The organism is Leyella lascolaii, from assembly GCF_900079775.1.
Lineage (GTDB): Bacteria > Bacteroidota > Bacteroidia > Bacteroidales > Bacteroidaceae > Prevotella > Prevotella lascolaii.
The window spans coordinates 247,360-260,943 of record NZ_LT556038.1; the positions used below are offsets into that span (position 1 = coordinate 247,360).

The following is a 13,584-nucleotide window of genomic DNA, read 5'->3' on the forward strand; positions in this document are numbered from 1 at the left end:
ATACCGCCCGCACCCCAAAGCAGAGACATAGTAAAAACCCAAAGAATAACGCATCCTGCCAAAGTAGAGACGCAAAATATTGCGTCTCACAAGAAGCCAAGCGCAATAAAACTGCGCAATAAAACATGATATAAACAGGCAAACCTTTACTCGGGAGATGCAAAATATTGCGTCTCTACTGGCTCACGCCATCGGAATGATGCACAAGGAACACTGACTCTGACAATCTATCAGGTCTGCACAATGTGCCATTCAACACTATACGGCGGATAAATACGGTTGTTGCTGAATAAGTGTTTTTTCTGTTCAATATATACAAAAATACATCACACCTCTACGACAGAGGTGTATACATATCGTGATATATATTGTTCTAAACATCATCAAAATTAAAACTATTGTACGAAATAGCAAAGATTACAGCAACATAATTAACCTATTTACACATATATTAACTAATGCAGCTTGGAAATAAATATAAGAATACAATACATATACAACAATACGGACAATAAATTTTGCACTAAACGAAAAACATATACACCTCTGTCGTAGAGGTGCATGGTTCTCAAAGCGGAAACGGTATGTCTTTTCAGGTCCGCAAGGCTGGATGAAGCACCGTGACGCAGAATCTCTCACACGCGTTACCTTACAATATAAGCTACGTTACTCTACATTAAGTTTCATCCATAAACAGACAAATTATCTTATTACAACGAAGCGTACCGGGTCATACGAAACGCCGGACAACCGCATGACGACACCCAAGCGACACCAGAAAGAGAATAAAGTATAAAACCAACGAAAATAAAATGGAAATGAAAAAATTGTATGAAAGACCATCCGTCAATGTGATTGCGATGGAAATGGAGCAAGTGATGGCAAGCTATTCATCAGTAAATCCCGGCAAAGGTTCAGATGATCCGGGCTGTCCAATTATCGAATCAGGAATGCCGGAAGATGATGGAACTGACTTGACAAAAGCCACTAATGAAAATCATGCAAAACCATACAATGTATGGGAATGAGAACGTGAAAGGAAAGAAGAAAACAACAAGAAAAAGAAGAAAGGAAGAACTATAATTATGAAACACTTTAATACTTTACTTACAGTGATGTTCCTGCTTGTCTGGGGAGGGAACATACAAAGTGCAAAAGCACAGAGCTCAGACATTGACTGGACTCAAAACGCAATAAACTTCAGGGATGCCGTCGACAAGAATGTTTATCTTTATAATAAGACCCACAATGGCTTCCTTAACGCCGGTGGCACATATGGCATGCAGGCGGTACTTAACCCGAGGGGTATCAGGCTGACATTGAGGCAGAACGGAGAAATTTATTATCTGGAAGGCCCTGTTAAAAACGAGTCAGAAAACAATAAAGGAAACTGCATCGGAATTATTAATCTAAACAATGATATTTATATCGACCTTGCAGTTCCTACCAAGTATTCCAGAACTGCATTGACCCTTACAGCCTCAGGAACGAATACATTCACTATAAATACAGACGGTCGCTACTACAATTATGACGAAACCAAAAGATATATAATAGCCAACGGCAGAGAATATAATGCCGACGAATGGTGTCTTGTCGAAGCAGATGACTACCAAAATGTAATCTTTAAAGAATCCGAGCAAGGACGTTACAATATCAGCGGTCTTATTCTTAACTCACGTTTCATACGTAACGTCGTTACACAGGAATCAGAGGCATTCTGGTTAACAGAAGGATTGCACTATGATACTGACGATTATTGTACATCTATAGATCCCAAAATGGGAACAGAGAAGAGTAACGACCGTTACGCATCTGAGTTCGGTGCGTTCGGCTGTCTTGAGATGGGTCGCGTGGAAGGAAGGTTCTATCAGAAAATAAGCGGTCTGAGACCGGGACTTTATGCAGTCACAGCACAAGCCTTCTTTGACACAAAAGACAAATGCACTTACAAAGGAGGCGCATATGTCACACCAAATCCTGCTGAAGCTTCTAACGCATACCTATATGCAAATGACGCAGAGACGAGAATCCCTACATTACCAGAGAATGATTATAATACATTCAAGAGATATGTGGATGAGCAATATAATAGCCTCACAAATGATGGTGAAACAAATGATAAACAATATTTCCGTCGTAATGTACCGGCAGCATACTTCCTCGCTCAGGGCAACCAGTTCTCTCCTGACGAGACATTCCACAGGGTCACAACATACGTGACAGTAACCGCTGACGAAGGAAGTGAAACCGGTTCACTTGAACTTGGCGTAAGAAAAGACGCAGTAGGCGGACGTGTATATGTGGACAACATCAGTCTTTATTACATCGGCAATGAGGACGAACATTTATCGTTCGGAGTTGACGCGTACGGAGACGAATCCTCAGTTGACACATACACATATGAAAAGGAGTATTATTTCAAACTCAGCCGTAAGTTCAATCTCAACCAGTGGAGCGCGCTCACACTTCCGGTTGACCTCACTGGACAACAGGTTAAGGAGGCTTTCGGCGATGAAGTGGAACTCTGCAAGTTGTATGGAGAGAACCCGGATAATCATAACCAGATACTTTTCGAGCCAGTAGATATCAACAACACATACAATGCGGTAATCGAAGCGAACATGTGTTACCTTGTAAAGGTTAAGGCTGATGCTAAGTTCAATGAGAACGCTCGATATACATTCAACAGAAGAAACGAAGCTGACCCACAATACGGAAGTGACCCTGAGAAGGTGATTTACGACCATGGATACATCTATGAGTTCACAGGCGTAAGCTGTCCGGGAGGAATCAAGAAACAAGAAACAAAACCATCAACCGACGGGAAACTGAATTATACATATTTCAACTATCATCCCGACTATGCACCTAAAGGCTCATACGTAATGTCCGGAGGCAAAATGTATCATCTTACAGACAATTGGTACAGCCTTATAGGTACTGCATGGTACATCACCGAAGCCAATTCGTCGACAGAATCAAAGACCTTCGTGATAGACAACGGCAACGGGACTACTGACATCAACGGCATCGTGACAGAGACACCTGCCGGGAAGGCTGCCGAGGGAGTATACACCATAAACGGTCAGAAGGTAGCTTCAGACAAGTCGCTCAACGACCTGCCGAAGGGCATATACATCGTTAACGGTAAGAAATACATCGTAAGATAAGAAAGAAATTCATCATGCGTTAATGTTCAACCGTGAGGCTGGATGTTTGCGGCCGGTAATGTGAATCCACATTACCGGTTTTTTTATGCCTCCACACCGATATCGACACATTATTATATATATAGTCAGCCGAATTACATCATGGCGTCTGACCGTATTACATTATTCCCCAGCCCAAGTCATATTATGGCGCCAGCCCAAGTAGAGACGCAAAATCTTGCGTCTCACGAGGGAATGTGCGCAATCAGGCAGTGCAATGAGATGAGGAACTGACAGCGATATGGCTGGACGGGAGACGCAAAATCTTGCGTCTCTACTGGCTGGCGCGATTGGAAGAATGAATAAGGAAAGCAGTGATAATGATGTGATTGGCAAAAGTAGAGACGCAAAATCTTGCGTCTCACGAGGGAGGTTGCGCAATTGGGCAGAGCGATGAGATGAAGGACTGATAGCGGCACGGATGGACGGGAGACGCAAAATCTTGCGTCTCTACTGGCTGGCGCGATTGGGAGGAAGGGCGGGAAAGGAATTTGGGATAAAAAAGTCAGCCACAGGCGATGGCGCGCTTCGGGGCGTCACGGACTGTGGCTGACAGCGTTTATTTCACAGGAATGTTCTCCAGAGTCTTTGTGAGCAGAGTCCAGAACGGCTCTATCGTAGATATGAGACAACGCTCACCCGTTGTGTGCGGCGAACGGATTGTCGGTCCGAACGACACGACATCGAGGTGCGGATACTTGCCCAGGATGATGGAGCACTCCAGTCCGGCATGGTCGACAACGACGTGTGCCTCCTCACCGAAGAGTTCCTTATACTCAGACGTGATGAGGTGGAGTATCTCGCTCTGCGTGTTCGGATCCCATCCGCAGTAGTCGCCGGATGTCTCCACGCGCATTCCAGCCATGTTGAACGTGCTCTGCAGCGTGGTGACGATGTACTCCTTGTAGCTCTCGCGTGAGCCGCGCGCCAGAATCTTTATGCCCGCCTTGCCTCCGCCTATCTCTATTATGGCGAGGTTGGACGACGTCTCCACCACTGTGGGGAACGACGGAATCATACGCATCACGCCGTTGTGGCATCCGTAGATGGCGTCGATGAGATTGTCCTGGATATCCTCCGGCACCTCAGTAGCAGGTGTGTCAACATCCTCCACGAACAGTTGTATGTCGTTCTCAATGCCCGCAAACTCGCTGTTGAACAGCTCGCGGTATTCCTCCGCCATAGCCTTCAGTTCGTCAACATTCTCCTTCGGCAGTGTCAGCACCGTCTCGCACTCAAACGGGATGGCGTTGCGCATGTTTCCGCCGTGCCATGTGGCGAGGCGTGCGTCAAGCTCTGCCACCGCGTCGCGCACAAGACGCACCATCAGTTTGTTGGCATTGGCGCGTCCGAGATGAATCTCCAGTCCGGAGTGTCCGCCCTTCAGACCCTTCAGCACCACACGCACTGCGGCATCGGAGCTGTCGGCAGGCACCTCCTTATACTCCAAGGTGGCAGTCACGTCCACACCTCCCGCGCTTCCGATGCAGAAGTGTCCCCAGCTCTCAGAGTCGAGATTGAGCAGAATGTCACCGTGCAGTTCTCCTTCGGGCAGGTCGTTGGCGCCGAACATGCCGGTCTCCTCGTCTGCCGTTATGAGTCCTTCCACCGGACCGTGCACAAGTGTCTTGTCCTCCATCACAGCCAATATGGCAGCCACACCCATACCGTTGTCGGCGCCGAGCGTTGTTCCTTTAGCCTTCACCCATTCCCCGTCTATCCACGTCTCAATGGGATCTGTCTCGAAGTTATGCGCACTGTCCTTACTCTTCTGTGGCACCATGTCCATGTGTGCCTGCATTATCACGCCCTTGCGGTTCTCCATTCCGGGAGTTGCGGGCTTGCGCATCACGATGTTTCCTGCCTCATCCTTGAATGCCTCAACGCCTGCTTTGGCGGCGAAGTCGAGCAGGAACTGCTGTATTTTATCACGATGTCCTGACGGACGCGGTACTTGCGTAAGCGCGTGGAAGTTTCTCCACACACACTCAGGTTTCAGGTTTTTGATTTCTGTCATAGCTTTTTTGTTGTGTTTAAACGGTTATGTTGGTTATTGTGTCATGCGGCGCATGCCACGGCATTGGTCTTCTTTGATGTGAAAGACAGCGCAATCCACGCCCACACACCCAGCAGCACGACGAGCAGCGTCTGCACCGAGTGTACTATAAGGACGAAGTAAAGCGCGTCGGTCTCGCCCACCCCGTAGAGTATGAGCATTGTCTTCACGGCGAAATGCCACGGTCCGGCTCCGTTGGGTGTGGGCACGATGACGGCTATGCTTCCCACGATGAACGTCACGAGGGCGCACGCCATGCCCAGCGATGAGGTCGCCTCGAAGCAGAAGAACGTGAGATAGTAGTGCAGGAAATAGCTCACCCATATGCCCAGGGTGAACAGAGCGTAGAGCGGCATGTTCCTCACTCCGCGCAGGGAGAACACGCCCTGCATTATGCCGCTTATGGTACACTTCACCTTATTATATATGGAGAACCTGCGCAGAAGCACCCACAGCAGCACCACAGCGGCAACGGCGCACACGGCAGTGACGATGTAGCCCGCCGTGGAGAACCGTGAGAAGAGCGTCTCGATGTTGGTCCCGGTGCGTCTGAAAAAGCTGTCGAACACGCGCAACTGGAAAAACAGCGTGACAAGCGTTATGACGAGCAAGAGCAGCGAGTCGATGATGCGCTCGGTGACCACAGTGCCCAGAGCCTTCGTGAACGACACTCCGTCGTAGCGTTTGAGCACTCCGCACCGCGCGAACTCGCCCACGCGCGGCACCACAAGGCTCACGGCATAAGAGAGGAAAATGGAGTTGACGCTTACCGACGCCCTCGCATGCTCCCCTATAGGCTCGAGGCTCATCTGCCAACGCCATCCGCGCAACATCTGGGCAAGCACGCCGAAGGGAAAGGACAGCAGCATCCAGGTCCAGTCCATTTCGTGAACGAGCACCCTGCCGACATTCTTGAAGTCGAAGTCACGATACATCCAGTAGAGTATCAGTCCGCCAAGCAAGAGCGAGAACAGGACCTTCATTATATCGTTGAATGTTTTTCTGCGTTCCAATGTTTATGTCAGTGTTCTTTATTATTGATATACATAATGCAAATGTACGAAAAAACCACCGTATAATGTAATTATATACGACGAATAAACATTTTTTAGCTTCACGGCAAAACGCTCCCGAAGCCACCTCCACACCGCCTGCATGATGCCCGTGACAAGCCAGAAAGACAGCAGCAGAAAGCATGCGGGGCATGACAAAAAGTCACACATAAGAACAAAATGTCACAATATCGGGCAAATAGTTGACATAATGTCATATTTTCGTAACGTTCAGACGGGTTTCTTTGACGTACGTCAATAAAACCCCGCTTTCATGGAGTTTTAAAGGGAAAGCCATTGTCCGGTACATAATTCGTATTACCTTTGCAGCGTCGAAAAGACAAAAAGGATAACAAATTAAAATTAAAAGAAAGGTAAAAAGACTATGGTAACATTTATCACATTTGCCATCGTGGCAGTAATCATTGCCAAGGCAGTAAGCTTAGGACATAAGATTGATTTACAGAAATAACATCAATCTGATGTCTTCTTCTTTAAGAAGAGATTATTGAACATTTTATATAGAAAGGCGGGGAACCGGCAACAGCCGGCTGCCCGTTTTTTCGTTTATGCCCCATCCTGCCACGCAGGCACTATCGCGGTCACTCCTACGACCGCATGCCACGCCACTTTCCGCGCGCCGCGCCATCCGTCGGAACGTGCCACAACGCTCTCCGAGCAAGTCAGACAAGTGTCTGCATAAATATGCATAAACACGGGCTGCAAAACGCATAAACACGCACGCCAACTCCACGAGAGCCGCGTATTTGCGCACGAACGCACTTTCCGGTGCAAATACGCAGGTATTGTGCCCTTATGATATATCACTGACAATCAATCCATTGCACAAAAACGCGCCATGACGGCAGTCTCACGGCAAGGCGAAACGGTACGTTCCGCATGACGGAAAAGCCTCTTCCGCATCCTCAAACGGTCTCTTCCGCCCCACAGAAAATGCCGTGCGGCAGCGCGAAAGAGCCTTTTCCGCACCACGGACAGCTGCCGACGGCACGTCAGAGTGGCTGAAACGGATGCGGAAAAGGCTTTTCCGCGTGCCGCGGAGGCATTTTCCACGCAACGCCGTTTTTATTTCGCTGATTTGTTTTGTCGTGTTTTTTTACCATGAAAATGTATATTTATGCGTTTTTATGCATGTATAAGATTACATCGGTAAACTTCATTCAGATTAACACGAATAGTGCCCTATGCGCATCAGTTTGATGGCGTCAGCCTGTAGAGACGCAAAATCTTGCGTCTCACGTCCAGCCATGCCGCTTTTAGTCCATCATCTCGTTGCGCTGTTTAATTGTGCTTACCTCCTTGTGAGACGCAAAATTTTGCGTCTCTACTTTGGCAGGATGCGTCAATCTCGGTGATTTTTATGTGCATCTGTTTGATGGCGCCAGCCTGTAGAGACGCAAAATTTTGCGTCTCACGAGCATCGATGTGTTTGTTTCAATCATGATTCATTGCGCTGTTTAATTGGACTTACCTCCTTGTGAGACGCAAAATTTTGCGTCTCTACTTTGGCAGTATGCGTTAATCTTGGTGATTTTTATCTGCATCAATTTGATGGCGTCAGCCTGTAGAGACGCAAGATTTTGCGTCTCACGTCCAGCCATGCCGCTTTTAGTCCATCATCTCATTGCGTTGTTTAATTGGGCTTACTTTCTTGTGAGACGCAAAATATTGCGTCTCTACTTTTGCCAGCCACTCCTTCAGCACTGCTGCCGTCATCTTGCGTTCAGCTTTTTCCCGGTGCAGACCGCCACATCTTCGATAAAGCTGAATACAATCCGGCTGACAGCAGCTCAAAATAAAAATGGAAGTATGATGACCGGTCCGGGGTTAATACAACCGTCCGTCAGCGCACCGCCACCATGCCTCCACCGCTCCGGTCTCAGCCGTACGGGCGCGCCCCGACAGACTTTCAGGGCATAAAAAAACCGGATGCATCGCCTCGATACATCCGGAACTGAGTTGGGATACTCGGACTCGAACCAAGAATGACAGGACCAGAATCTGTAGTGTTACCATTACACCATATCCCAATATGTTTGCTTCTTCATTTCTGAATTGCACTGCAAAGGTACACATTTTTTTTTAATCACAAACATTTTCAGCAACTTTTTTCTAAAAAAAACAAATAAACGGCAGTATTATCTCGTTTTTCAGATTATTAGATGTAACTTTGTGCATCATTTACTAAAGACATCATCTCACAACAGAAACGAAAAATCCGCAATCCGGAAGCCGTTGACGCACAGAAGCGGAGACACCGGTCCGGACCGGGAACAACAAAATTCGCATAAATGGAAACAACAAACAGACTGGTAGACTCAATAACAAAAGGAATTCAGGAAAAGAAAGGACAGAACATAACCATTGTAGACCTCAGAGGCATCGACGGAGCAATAACAAACTATTTCGTGATATGCCAGGGGGGCTCACCGTCGCAGGTGGAGGCTATAACAGACTCGGTGGAGGAGACAGTGAGGACGGAAACGGGCGAGAAACCCGTCAACGTGAATGGTCTGGGCAACAGCCAGTGGGTGGCAATGGACTACATCGACGCCATGGTACACGTGTTCATGCCGGAGGCGCGTGAGTTCTACAACCTTGAAAACCTGTGGGAAGACGCTCCGATGACACGTCTGCCCGACGTTGAGTGATACCGTCGGAGCATGCAAGTATCACATTATTATATATATAACAGACCGGAACAATGTAGTTTCACATAAATATGGACAACAACGAGAAGAAACGTCAGAACGACAATAACCAGCCGAAAATGCCCAAGTTCAACATGAACTGGATATACACGGTCATACTTGTATCACTCGGCATACTCTTCATCACTGGCGGAGGAGACGCCCTCGCCGTGGGAAGCTCGGCAAAACAGGAAGCCACATACACAAAGTTCAAGGAGTATGTGGAGAAAGGCTATGCCAAGAGCGTGGTGGTGAACAAGGACCGCAACATGCTTACCATGTATGTGAACGCCAAGAACATACGCGACGTATTCGGCAAGAGCGCGAAGCAGGTGGGACCTGAGCCGGCGGTGAACGTGGAGTTCGGCTCCGTGGACGAGCTTGAGAAATATCTCACCGAAATGCAGAAGGCAGGGAAGATAGCCGACTTCAGCTATGAGAACGAGAAAGGGAACTCGTTCATGAACCTGCTCATAAACCTCTCGCCATTCATCCTCGGCATCGCGCTGTGGATACTGCTCATGCGGCGCATGGGCGGAGGCAACGCGGGCGGAGGCGTGTTCAGCGTGGGCAAGAGCAAGGCGCGCATGTACGAGAAAGGCAACGACCTGGGCATAACGTTCAAGGATGTAGCCGGACAAGCGGCTGCCAAGCAGGAGGTGCAGGAGATTGTCGAGTTTCTGAAAGAACCCCAGAAATACACCGATTTGGGAGGAAAGATTCCTAAGGGCGCGCTGCTCGTGGGTCCCCCGGGAACAGGAAAGACCCTGCTGGCAAAGGCTGTCGCAGGTGAGGCGGGCGTGCCGTTCTTCTCGATGAGCGGATCTGACTTCGTGGAGATGTTCGTGGGCGTGGGAGCAAGCCGCGTGCGCGACCTCTTCAGACAGGCGAAGGAGAAGGCTCCGTGCATCATCTTCATAGACGAGATAGACGCTGTGGGACGGGCAAGAAGCAAGAACCCCGCCATGGGAGGCAACGACGAGAGGGAGAACACACTCAACGCGCTGCTCATAGAAATGGACGGTTTCGGTACCAACAGCGGCGTAATCATACTGGCGGCGACCAACCGCGCCGACATGCTCGACAAGGCATTGCTCAGAGCCGGACGCTTCGACAGGCAGATAAACGTGGACCTGCCCGACCTCAACGAGCGTAAGGAGATATTCCAGGTGCACCTCAGACCGGTGAAGACAGACGACACTGTGGACATAGACTTCCTGTCGCGGCAGACTCCGGGATTCTCCGGAGCCGACATAGCAAACGTGTGCAACGAGGCGGCTCTCATAGCGGCGCGCCACAACAAGAAGTCTGTGGGCAAGCAGGACTTCCTCGACGCCGTGGACAGAATTATAGGCGGACTGGAGAAGAAGACCAAGGTGATGACCTACGACGAGAAACGCACCATCGCGCTACATGAGGCGGGACACGCCACAGTGTCGTGGTTCTGCGAATATGCGAACCCGCTTGTCAAGGTGAGCATCGTACCGAGAGGACGCGCTCTCGGCGCCGCATGGTATCTGCCGGAGGAACGCCAGATAACGACAAAGGAGCAGATGCTCGACGAGATGTGCGCCCTGCTCGGCGGACGTGCCGCTGAGGAGCTGTGCAACGGGCAGATATCGACAGGAGCGATGAACGATCTGGAGCGCGCCACAAAGAGTGCCTACGGCATGGTGGCGTATGCAGGAATGAGCGACAAGCTCCCCAACATATGCTATTACAACAATCAGGAGTACCAGTTCCAGCGTCCTTACTCCGAGACAACGGCTAAGATAATAGACGACGAGGTGCTGAAGATGATAAACGACCAGTATGCCCGTGCCAAGGAACTGCTCACAAAGCATAAGGAAGGACACCGTGAGCTGGCTGAACTGCTGCTCAAACGGGAGGTGATATTCGCTGAGGACGTGGAGAGAATATTCGGTAAACGCCCGTGGATAAGCCGATCGGAAGAGATAATGGAGGACGACACACCGAAGCTGGAAGACATGCCCGACATTGTGAAAGAGGCACAGGCGGAGCACGAGAAGTCGCTGGAGCGGAAGAATGATGGCAAAGCCGTAACGGCACAGCCCGCAGACAGCGGCGACGGAGAAGGAAAACAAGACTGACAAACATAGAAAAAAGACAGCCCATGAGTGAGAAAATGAAAAACCTTATCACACGTTCTATTACGGGCGTGCTGTTTGTAGCGATTATCGTGACATGCTTTATGTGTCCCGAAGGAATGATAGCTGTTTTCGCACTTGTCACCGGACTGACCGTCTGGGAGTACACCGGGCTGGTGAACAGGATAGACGGCGTGACGGTGAACAGGTTCATCTCCACCGCAGCGGGAGTCTACCTCTTTTTTGCCGTCGCCGGATTCTGCAGCGGCATAACGCCCTCCGCAGTGTTCATACCCTATCTGCTGAGCGTCATATACCTTTTCATAAGCGAGCTGTATACAGAAAGCAAGAACGCCATAAACAACTGGGCATACACCATGCTCTCACAAATGTATGTGGCTCTGCCGCTGTCCACCATAAACATACTGGCATTCAGGGATTACGGCGGACAGGTGGTGTACGGCTACCTGATACCACTCAGCATATTCGTCTTTCTCTGGGCGAACGACACCGGAGCCTATTGCTTCGGCTCGCTCTTCGGCAGGCACAAGCTGTTCCCGAGAATAAGCCCAGGCAAGACATGGGAGGGAAGCGTCGGCGGAGGACTGCTCGTGCTGGCAGTGGCTGCGGTTATAGGATACGTGGAAAACCATAATGCCGACAGACAGACGCTCGGGGCAGTAATGTCCGTTACTGAATGGATAGGCATGGGACTTGTCGTGGTGCTGTTCGGAACATGGGGCGACCTTGTGGAGTCGCTCTTCAAACGCACCATGGGCATAAAGGACAGCGGGAACATACTGCCCGGACACGGAGGCATGCTCGACCGTTTTGACTCGTCGCTCATGGCTATTCCCGCAGCCGTGGTATATCTGTACACACTCACTTTGTTCTGACACGGCAATATGTCTGATGCGGAGCACACCGCATCCGCGTCAGACCTTAAACTGAAAAGACCGGTATATGCCGGAATATAATAACTCAACCTTATTACTCTATTATGAAAAAGAATCTGCTTTTTTTTCTTTTTTACGCTGCCGCGACGCTGCTGTTATGGAACTGCGCGCCGAAAAGCGTGGCAAGTTATTCACCCATTCAGGTCACCGTACCCGAACGTCCTGCCGGACAGACAGACGTGGTGGGGCTCACCGCACCGCCGCTTGACACGGTAAGAGTGGGATTCATCGGACTCGGAATGCGCGGACCGGGGGCGGTGGAACGATGGACACACATCCCTGGAACAAAGATCGTGGCTCTCTGCGACATAGTGAAGGAGCGGGCGGAGAACGCCCGCGACATCGTGACCAAGGCTGGCAGACCCGCTCCTGACATATATTACGGCAGCGAGGACGCATGGAAGAAGATGTGCGAACGCGACGACATAGACCTCATCTACATCGCTACCGACTGGAAACATCATGCCCAAATGGGTGTCTACGCCATGGAACACGGCAAGCACGCGGCAATAGAGGTGCCGGCGGCGATGACCCTCGAGGAGATATGGAAGCTCATAAACACATCCGAACGCACCCGTAAGCACTGCATACAATTGGAGAACTGCGTGTACGATTTCTTCGAACTGACCACTCTCAACATGGCGCAGCACGGCGTGTTCGGCGAGATTCTGCATGTGGAAGGGTCATACATACACAATCTCGAGGACTTCTGGCCGTACTATTGGAACAACTGGCGCCTTGACTACAACCGCAAACACAGAGGCGATGTGTATGCCACACACGGACTGGGACCGGCATGCCAGCTGCTCGACATACACCGCGGAGACCGCATGAAGACACTCGTGGCTATGGACACTAAGGCTGTCAGCGGTCCGAAACTGGTGAGAAAGCTGCAGAACGAGGACGGTTCCGACTTCCGGAACGGTGACCACACAATGACGTTCATACGCACAGAGAACGGCAAGACAATACACATACAGCACGATGTGATGAATCCCCGTCCGTACAGCCGTATGTACCAGCTCACCGGAACAGAGGGTTTTGCAAACAAATATCCGGTGGAACAGTACTGCCTGCGTCCCGAGAAGTCGGCTGCGACAGGCATTCCCGACCACGAGAAGCTTGACATGCACTCGGCTGTATCGCAGGAGGTGAAGGACATGCTGATGAAGAAATACAAGCATCCGATACACCAGGAGCTTGAGGAAACGGCAAGAAAGGTGGGCGGACACGGCGGTATGGACTTCATAATGGACTACCGTCTGGTTTACTGTCTGCACAACGGACTGCCTCTCGACATGGATGTCTACGACCTTGCGGAATGGTGCTGCATGGCGGATCTCACCAGGCTGTCTATCGAGAACGGCAGCGCGCCGGTGGCGGTGCCTGACTTCACGCGCGGGGCATGGAACAGGATAAAAGGCTACAGACACGCTTTCGCGAAATAAACGGGAGCCAGTGAAACGACAGGCGGTGCCATGTGAAGAGA

At 50.1% G+C, this 13,584-nt stretch carries 9 protein-coding genes and 1 tRNA gene; 6 read left to right on the top strand and 4 right to left on the bottom strand.

All coding sequences use genetic code 11. From position 1 onward, the window contains the following. Window positions 1–812 precede the first annotated feature (812 nt). Both BN4609_RS06875 and BN4609_RS06880 read left to right on the top strand, forming a co-directional pair. Window positions 813–1,028, top strand: a complete 216-nt coding sequence (locus BN4609_RS06875) for a hypothetical protein (protein WP_068855818.1) — start codon at window positions 813–815, stop codon at window positions 1,026–1,028. Between the two features lie 57 nt (window positions 1,029–1,085). After that, entirely contained in the window at window positions 1,086–3,173 is a 2,088-nt protein-coding gene (locus tag BN4609_RS06880) for a hypothetical protein (RefSeq protein WP_164071604.1), read from the top strand. A gap of 598 nt (window positions 3,174–3,771) precedes the next feature. Here BN4609_RS06880 and BN4609_RS06885 read toward each other — a convergent pair. The 4 genes from BN4609_RS06885 to BN4609_RS06900 form a co-directional block, all read right to left on the bottom strand. Beyond that, window positions 3,772–5,229: an aminoacyl-histidine dipeptidase gene (locus tag BN4609_RS06885; RefSeq protein WP_068855820.1), complete on the bottom strand. Its 1,458-nt coding sequence runs from the start codon at window positions 5,227–5,229 to the stop codon at window positions 3,772–3,774. A gap of 41 nt (window positions 5,230–5,270) precedes the next feature. Beyond that, window positions 5,271–6,251 (bottom strand): lysylphosphatidylglycerol synthase transmembrane domain-containing protein, encoded by a 981-nt coding sequence (locus BN4609_RS06890; protein WP_206196544.1) that lies wholly within the window; start codon window positions 6,249–6,251, stop codon window positions 5,271–5,273. Window positions 6,252–6,887: 636 nt separating this feature from the next. Next, window positions 6,888–7,031, bottom strand: a complete 144-nt coding sequence (locus BN4609_RS16475; RefSeq protein WP_164071605.1) for a hypothetical protein — start codon at window positions 7,029–7,031, stop codon at window positions 6,888–6,890. Window positions 7,032–8,300: 1,269 nt separating this feature from the next. Beyond that, a tRNA-Gln gene (locus BN4609_RS06900) sits at window positions 8,301–8,371 on the bottom strand. Between the two features lie 261 nt (window positions 8,372–8,632). Here BN4609_RS06900 and rsfS point away from each other — a divergent pair. The 4 genes from rsfS to BN4609_RS06920 all read left to right on the top strand — a co-directional run bounded on the left by rsfS (window position 8,633) and on the right by BN4609_RS06920 (window position 13,543). Beyond that, window positions 8,633–8,992 (top strand): ribosome silencing factor, encoded by a 360-nt coding sequence (gene rsfS / locus BN4609_RS06905; RefSeq protein WP_021994174.1) that lies wholly within the window; start codon window positions 8,633–8,635, stop codon window positions 8,990–8,992. Window positions 8,993–9,063: 71 nt separating this feature from the next. Then, window positions 9,064–11,142: an ATP-dependent zinc metalloprotease FtsH gene (gene ftsH, locus BN4609_RS06910; RefSeq protein WP_068855823.1), complete on the top strand. Its 2,079-nt coding sequence runs from the start codon at window positions 9,064–9,066 to the stop codon at window positions 11,140–11,142. A gap of 23 nt (window positions 11,143–11,165) precedes the next feature. Further along, window positions 11,166–12,035, top strand: a complete 870-nt coding sequence (locus BN4609_RS06915) for a phosphatidate cytidylyltransferase (RefSeq protein WP_068855824.1) — start codon at window positions 11,166–11,168, stop codon at window positions 12,033–12,035. A 104-nt stretch (window positions 12,036–12,139) separates the two neighbouring features. Next, window positions 12,140–13,543, top strand: a complete 1,404-nt coding sequence (locus tag BN4609_RS06920) for a Gfo/Idh/MocA family protein (RefSeq protein ID WP_068855825.1) — start codon at window positions 12,140–12,142, stop codon at window positions 13,541–13,543. Window positions 13,544–13,584: the final 41 nt, after the last annotated feature.

What these genes read in the sequence shown, in the direction of transcription:
- BN4609_RS06875 (WP_068855818.1), top strand. Translation starts at nt 813, where the DNA reads ATGGAAATGAAAAAATTGTATGAAAGACCATCCGTCAATGTGATTGCG.
- BN4609_RS06880 (WP_164071604.1), top strand. Translation starts at nt 1,086, where the DNA reads ATGAAACACTTTAATACTTTACTTACAGTGATGTTCCTGCTTGTCTGG.
- BN4609_RS06885 (WP_068855820.1), bottom strand. Translation starts at nt 5,229, where the DNA reads ATGACAGAAATCAAAAACCTGAAACCTGAGTGTGTGTGGAGAAACTTC.
- BN4609_RS06890 (WP_206196544.1), bottom strand. Translation starts at nt 6,251, where the DNA reads ATGAAGGTCCTGTTCTCGCTCTTGCTTGGCGGACTGATACTCTACTGG.
- BN4609_RS16475 (WP_164071605.1), bottom strand. Translation starts at nt 7,031, where the DNA reads ATGCATATTTATGCAGACACTTGTCTGACTTGCTCGGAGAGCGTTGTG.
- rsfS (WP_021994174.1), top strand. Translation starts at nt 8,633, where the DNA reads ATGGAAACAACAAACAGACTGGTAGACTCAATAACAAAAGGAATTCAG.
- ftsH (WP_068855823.1), top strand. Translation starts at nt 9,064, where the DNA reads ATGGACAACAACGAGAAGAAACGTCAGAACGACAATAACCAGCCGAAA.
- BN4609_RS06915 (WP_068855824.1), top strand. Translation starts at nt 11,166, where the DNA reads ATGAGTGAGAAAATGAAAAACCTTATCACACGTTCTATTACGGGCGTG.
- BN4609_RS06920 (WP_068855825.1), top strand. Translation starts at nt 12,140, where the DNA reads ATGAAAAAGAATCTGCTTTTTTTTCTTTTTTACGCTGCCGCGACGCTG.